Source organism: uncultured Olegusella sp. (assembly GCF_947253395.1).
In the GTDB taxonomy this organism is placed as follows: Bacteria; Actinomycetota; Coriobacteriia; order Coriobacteriales; family Atopobiaceae; genus Olegusella.
Window position 1 is genome coordinate 1 of the sequence record NZ_CAMXYY010000104.1, and the last position, 4,671, is coordinate 4,671.

The window sequence follows — 4,671 nt, forward strand, 5'->3', positions numbered from 1 at the left end:
GTAATACATCTGCTGCTAGCACACGTGTGCGCTCATCAGCAGTGGCAAACACGTAAGCCAGTGCGACAGAGGCATTCTCAGGGGCTGTCGCCATCTTGACTTGAGAAAGTCCTGCTTGGATGGGAGCTTGCATTGGCAGTGCGTTGGGCTTGCCAACACCGCGGTCAACAGCTTGCTCAAAACGTTTGTTGATAAAGGCAAGTTCGCGCTCAATATCAAGATCACCATATAAAATGGTGTAGCTGTTAGCGAGATTGTAGTGACGCGCATGGGTGTCGACGAACTGCTCGTAGCTGAGCTGAGGGATAGAGTGTGGATCTCCGCCAGAAACAAAACGGTAGGGAGTATCGGGGAAGAGTGCACGACTGACCTGATCAAATACAATTTCATCGGGATCAGAGAAGGCGCCTTTCATCTCGTTAAAGACAACGCCGTTATACATAAGTTGAGCATCGTCACCTTCGCCGACAAGTTCATAATGCCAGCCTTCCTGCTCAAAAATGCGCGGACGCTGGTAGATGGCAGGATGCAGCACGGCATCCAGATAAACATCCATAAGATTTTCGAGGTCGCGCTCGTTGGTGGACGCAACAGGATACATGGTTTTGTCGGGAAAAGTCATCGCGTTTAGGAAGGTCTGCATGCTCGTCTTGATTAAATTGACGAACGGCTCCTTGACAGGAAAACGATCCGAACCACACAACACTGAATGCTCAAGGATATGAAAAACACCCGTGTCATTAGCGGGTGGCGTTTTGAAACTGATGGCAAATGACTTGTTGACATCGTTGCAGGCAAGCCAGAGCGCGCGGGCGCCGCTCGCGTCATGGCGCAGCTCATAGCCAGTAGCTGAGAGTTCGGAGATAGGATGAATTGCGGTGACACTAAAGCCCGAATGTTTTCTGCCAACCGCTAGTTTGGGGTCGGGAATAGTGAAATCCTTCTTATCCTTTTGCATGAGGTCCTCCAAGCAGTGTATTGGTGCTATTGTGCTTTAGGTTTTGTGCACTTATTTATAATACCCAGAGATGAGATGCCCATGCTTGAACCTCAACGTCAATCGACGCCTTCAGGAAAGATCGAAGCGCCGACTCCTGATCCTACAGGACGCGCATTGTTGCGCGGTATTCTTATTACGCTGCTTGGAGGCGCACTGTGGGGCGCAAACGGTACTGTATCCAAGTTTTTAATGGATGCCTATAACGTTGACCCCCTGTGGTTGGCTTGTGTACGTGAGCTGACTGCGTGCTGGCTCTTTTTGGCTGTAGCGCTGTTGCGTAATCGTCGTCGCCTGATAGATGCCCTGCATAGTCCGCGTGATCTCTGGGCAATTTTGCTTGTGGCGCTGGGCGGCATTATTTTTTCTCAGGTAGCCTATCTCGAGGCAATTGATTGGACTGATTCGGGTACAGCGACGGTGTTGCAGTCGCTAGAGATGCCCATGGTGCTGGTGTATGTGTGTGTGGTTACACCCCGCAAGCCGCGCAAACGTGAAGCGTTGGGTCTATTTCTTGCACTTATGGGTACGTATTTGGTGGCAACCGCGGGTGTGCCAACTCAGATGAATCTGCAGCCTGAAGGTCTTATTTGGGGTCTAATTTGTGCTGTTGCCGCTGCTATTTTGGCTATTTTGCCCGCACACATGATGCATCGCTGGGGCAATTTTGTGGTCAATGGTTTGTCTTTTTTGATGGCAGGAGTGCTGCTTTCGGCTTATGTGCGTCCCTGGGAAAATATGCCTACACTTGACTGGCTTGGCTGGTTGGCCGTTGTGTTTTCCGTGGTCATAGGTACTTTTGGTGCTTATGGCCTCTACCTGCAAGGTGTCAAAGAAGTCGGCTCGGTGCGAGGCTCGTTGCTTGCAACTTCCGAGCCTGTGGTGGCAACCATTACATCAGTTGTTTTTCTTGGCGCAACTTTTTCTGGAGCAGAGCTGCTGGGCTTTGCTTTGATTATCATTACCGTATTTTTGACTGTATAGCTGTATATAGCCCTGCAAGGAGCACACGAGGTCGCGCGGCTTGCAGGGCTTGCGGCACGTTAAGCTTAGGTGCTACTTCACCACAAGAGTGTCAACCTTTGCGGTTCTAATCAAAAAGGTAGAAATCGAGCCAAGCAGAGCATATTTGATTGGCGACAGTCCGCGCGCGCCGCATACCACTAAATCAGGGTTGATTTCATCAAGCATTTCATCTTTGAGTGTTTCGCGGATGCGCCCCGCTTTGACAATAAGCGCAACTTTTTTGATGTTGGGCTCTGCTTGTGCCTTGGCGATTTGCTCGGCGATAGAATTGCGGAAATCCTCTTCAAGGGCGGAAATGAGGCCTGATGGATAAACCCCTGTAGTTTCTAGCGCGGTTGAGTCAATGACATGACCAATGTAGAGCTCTGCGTTGTCGTTCGCTGCCGTTGTGATTGCACGATCGAGCACCTTATATTGCAGATCACTCCCATCAAGTGCTACAAAAATCTTGTCATAACCGAGGTCAGAGTAAGTCTTTGTCATCGTAATCCCTGCTTTCCGTAGAGTATCTACTAACTAGAGTTTACCCAGCTGTCAGATGATAAGTTTGCTTGTGGATGCTCTAGACGGTAGGCGGTCGGTGTTTTTCCGTAGCAGTTTGTGAGGGGCAGGCGGATGGTGGGCGTGTTGTCCTACATTGGTACGCAAAGATAGGCAAGCAAAGTGTCTGCGGTCTGTGCGTGCGTGGTATCTGTGGTTGTGTTCGTCATGGCGGGCCGTCTGTAGTAGCAAGACGTATTGGCAGTTAAAACTAGCGGGGGTGTTACCCATGGATATGATTGAACTGCTCAAAGCGGTACTTTTTGGTTTAGTAGAAGGCATTACTGAGTGGTTACCCATTTCATCAACGGGTCATATGCTGTTGCTCGACCAATTCGTCAAGCTCAATGTATCTAAAGATTTTTGGGATATGTTTTTGGTGGTCATTCAGCTGGGGGCAATCCTGGCGGTTTGCGTACTTTTCTTCCATGCACTCAATCCCTTTTCGGGTAAGAAAAGCCCCGATGAACGCCGTGATACGTGGCGGCTTTGGGCACAGATTATCGTTGCTTGTATTCCTGCAGCTGCAATTGGTATCCCGTTGGACGACTGGATGGAAGCTCATCTCGGCAGTCCTTTTGTGATTGCCGCTGCACTTATTGTCTATGGTGTTGCTTTTATTGTGATCGAGTCTCGCCGCGATAGCCGTGCTCAGCAGTTGGTTGCTCGGGGAAGTTCTGCTCGTCATATGGCGGTACCTGTGACAGACAATCCTAGTGAGCTTGCTGATAACGATGCGCGTGTGACGGATGTGCGTCATATGCCTTGGTTAACGGCGATAGGCATTGGCATTTTCCAGATTCTTTCGATTGTGCCAGGTACCTCTCGCTCGGGCTCGACCATCATTGGCGGCCTGCTTTTGGGTTGCTCGCGCACGGTTGCAGCGGAGTTTACCTTCTTTTTAGCAGTGCCCGTAATGGTGGGTGCCAGCGCCTTGCGCTTGGTGAAGTTTTTCCTCAAAGGCAATAGCTTTGCTTTACATGAGTTAACGCTGTTGTTAGTTGGCTGTGTCGTTGCTTTTGTGGTGTCTTTGCTTGCGATTCGTTTCTTGATGTCCTTTGTCAAAAAGCACAATTTCAAGCCCTTTGGTTGGTATCGAATTGTACTGGGTGCGGCTGTAGTAACGTACTTCTTACTTGTGCACTAAGTTTTGCTTGTCTGGCTTATCGGTGGCGTACAATAGAGCTACGACTATTCTGAGTTTATAAGTCGGTACCAGCAAAAAAGACCGTAACAGCGCTGCGAGAGGGAAGAGGACCATATGCTTCGAGTCGGTATACTTACTAGCGGTGGTGATTGCCAAGCGTTGAATGCAACGATGCGCGCTATTGTGCGTACGGTTAGCAACGAATGCAAAAATCCAGTCGAGTTTTATGGCTTTCTCGATGGCTATCGTGGGTTGATGTATGGCCAGTATCGCAAACTCACGTGGCATGATGTGAGCGGTCTGCTGACGACGGGTGGCACCATTTTGGGCACAAGTCGTACACCGTTTAAGCTGATTCGTGAACCTGATGAAAATGGTCTCAATAAGGTTGAGGCCATGAAGCAGACTTACAAAAAACTGCGGCTTGATTACCTGTGCGTACTGGGTGGTAATGGCTCGCTCAAGACAGCAAACCTGCTGAATGAGGAAGGCCTGCATGTTATCGGTCTGCCAAAGACGATTGATAACGACACCTGGGGCACTGATATGACCTTTGGTTTTCCCTCGGCTATCGATATTGCAACCAAAGCAATTGATGATATCAAGACCACGGCAAGCTCACATGGACGTGTCTTTGTTATCGAGATTATGGGCCATAAGGTTGGCTGGATTCCCCTGTACGCAGGTGTTGCAGGCGGAGCTGACGTTATTTTGATTCCTGAGATTCCCTATGATCTGGATAACGTTGTTGCGGCCATTGAGAAGCGCGAAAAAATGGGCGGGCGTTTTGCCATTGTTGTGGTGGCCGAAGGTGCTATCACCAAGGGTGAAAAGATGCTCAACAAAAAAGAATACAAGGCGGCTCTTGCCCAGAGGACTGATCCTTCTGTTGCCTATGCGCTTGCGCGCGAGATTGAGTTGCGTACGGGCCGCGAGACGCGTGTAGCTATTCCGGGCCATA

Annotated in this window: 5 protein-coding genes; 3 read left to right on the forward strand and 2 right to left on the reverse strand. The window is 49.8% G+C overall.

What is annotated here, in order from left to right:
* The coding region (locus tag Q0X25_RS07180) for an insulinase family protein (RefSeq protein ID WP_298580561.1) at positions 1-958 on the reverse strand (958 nt) is incomplete at its 3' end.
* An 81-nt stretch (positions 959-1,039) separates the two neighbouring features.
* On the opposite strand from Q0X25_RS07180, the gene Q0X25_RS07185 reads away from it, so the two are divergent.
* Complete coding sequence (locus Q0X25_RS07185) at positions 1,040-1,981, forward strand: DMT family transporter (protein ID WP_298580564.1); 942 nt, start codon at positions 1,040-1,042, stop codon at positions 1,979-1,981.
* 72 nt (positions 1,982-2,053) lie between these two features.
* Here the strand turns inward: Q0X25_RS07185 and Q0X25_RS07190 are convergent, their stop codons facing one another.
* Positions 2,054-2,506 (reverse strand): universal stress protein, encoded by a 453-nt coding sequence (locus tag Q0X25_RS07190; protein WP_021735828.1) that lies wholly within the window; start codon positions 2,504-2,506, stop codon positions 2,054-2,056.
* 286 nt (positions 2,507-2,792) lie between these two features.
* Here Q0X25_RS07190 and Q0X25_RS07195 point away from each other — a divergent pair, with 286 nt between their 5' ends.
* Positions 2,793-3,710: an undecaprenyl-diphosphate phosphatase gene (locus Q0X25_RS07195; protein ID WP_298580567.1), complete on the forward strand. Its 918-nt coding sequence runs from the start codon at positions 2,793-2,795 to the stop codon at positions 3,708-3,710.
* A gap of 114 nt (positions 3,711-3,824) precedes the next feature.
* Positions 3,825-4,671, forward strand: an 847-nt coding sequence (locus Q0X25_RS07200) for a 6-phosphofructokinase (protein WP_298580570.1), incomplete at its 3' end; no start/stop codon positions are given.

Coding starts and splice junctions, on each gene's coding strand:
- Q0X25_RS07185 (WP_298580564.1), top strand. CDS start 1,040: ATGCTTGAACCTCAACGTCAATCGACGCCTTCAGGAAAGATCGAAGCG.
- Q0X25_RS07190 (WP_021735828.1), bottom strand. CDS start 2,506: ATGACAAAGACTTACTCTGACCTCGGTTATGACAAGATTTTTGTAGCA.
- Q0X25_RS07195 (WP_298580567.1), top strand. CDS start 2,793: ATGGATATGATTGAACTGCTCAAAGCGGTACTTTTTGGTTTAGTAGAA.